The 997-nt window shown below is 49.0% G+C and carries 10 tRNA genes; all 10 read left to right on the top strand.

Going from position 1 to position 997, the window contains the following annotated elements:
• The first annotated feature begins 87 nt into the window (after positions 1 to 87).
• Positions 88 to 163 (top strand) — tRNA-Asp (locus DI14_RS05780).
• 17 nt (positions 164 to 180) lie between these two features.
• Positions 181 to 256: transfer RNA gene (locus DI14_RS05775), tRNA-Phe, on the top strand.
• Positions 257 to 264: 8 nt separating this feature from the next.
• A tRNA-Thr gene (locus tag DI14_RS05770) sits at positions 265 to 340 on the top strand.
• 10 nt (positions 341 to 350) lie between these two features.
• Positions 351 to 426 (top strand) — tRNA-His (locus tag DI14_RS05765).
• Between the two features lie 13 nt (positions 427 to 439).
• Positions 440 to 515, top strand: a tRNA-Lys gene (locus tag DI14_RS05760).
• Positions 516 to 547: 32 nt separating this feature from the next.
• A tRNA-Leu gene (locus DI14_RS05755) sits at positions 548 to 628 on the top strand.
• Between the two features lie 19 nt (positions 629 to 647).
• A tRNA-Gly gene (locus DI14_RS05750) sits at positions 648 to 722 on the top strand.
• Between the two features lie 7 nt (positions 723 to 729).
• Positions 730 to 814, top strand: a tRNA-Leu gene (locus tag DI14_RS05745).
• Between the two features lie 9 nt (positions 815 to 823).
• Positions 824 to 900: transfer RNA gene (locus DI14_RS05740), tRNA-Arg, on the top strand.
• A 6-nt stretch (positions 901 to 906) separates the two neighbouring features.
• A tRNA-Pro gene (locus tag DI14_RS05735) sits at positions 907 to 983 on the top strand.
• Positions 984 to 997: the final 14 nt, after the last annotated feature.

Below are 997 nucleotides of genomic sequence, written 5' to 3'. Positions count from 1 at the left end.
TGCCAGGCGGTTTGTTTTTTTGAAAAAGTTATTGACTTATCTGTCTAGGACATTTAAAATAGGTAAAGTCGATACAATACTTAATGTGGTCCTGTGGTGTAGTGGTTAACATGCCTGCCTGTCACGCAGGAGATCGCGGGTTCGACCCCCGTCAGGACCGCCATTTTTTAATTTCATATTGGCTTTGTAGCTCAGTTGGTAGAGCAAAGGACTGAAAATCCTTGTGTCGGCGGTTCGATTCCGTCCAAAGCCACCATTTACAGCGCCGGTGTAGCTCAGTTGGTAGAGCATCTGACTTGTAATCAGAGGGTCGAGGGTTCGAATCCTTTCGCCGGCACCATTTTTGCATGGCGGTTGTGGCGAAGTGGTTAACGCACCGGATTGTGATTCCGGCATTCGAGGGTTCAATTCCCTTCAGCCGCCCCATTTTTTAATTAATGAGCCATTAGCTCAGTTGGTAGAGCATCTGACTTTTAATCAGAGGGTCGCAGGTTCGAGCCCTGCATGGCTCACCATTTCTCATTAATTAACTATACTTAAATATTGTGCGGGTGTGGCGGAATTGGTAGACGCGCTAGACTTAGGATCTAGTGTCTTTGACGTGGGGGTTCGAGTCCCTTCACCCGCATCTCCTCAAACTTCATTATGCGGAAGTAGTTCAGTGGTAGAATACGACCTTGCCAAGGTCGGGGTCGCGGGTTCGAATCCCGTCTTCCGCTCCATTTACATGCGGTCGTGGCGGAATCGGTAGACGCGCTAGGTTGAGGGCCTAGTGGTGGTTAACACCGTGGAGGTTCAAGTCCTCTCGACCGCATTTTATATTGCACCCTTAGCTCAGCTGGATAGAGCGTTAGACTACGAATCTAAAGGCCGGGAGTTCGAATCTCTCAGGGTGCACCATTTTAACGGGAAGTAGCTCAGCTTGGTAGAGCACTTGGTTTGGGACCAAGGGGTCGCAGGTTCGAATCCTGTCTTCCCGACCATTTATTTTTTTGGT

The organism is Exiguobacterium sp. AB2 (genome assembly GCF_000696055.1).
Taxonomy (GTDB): Bacteria; Bacillota; Bacilli; order Exiguobacteriales; family Exiguobacteriaceae; genus Exiguobacterium; species Exiguobacterium alkaliphilum.
This window is presented reverse-complemented; position numbering and strand designations above follow the sequence as displayed.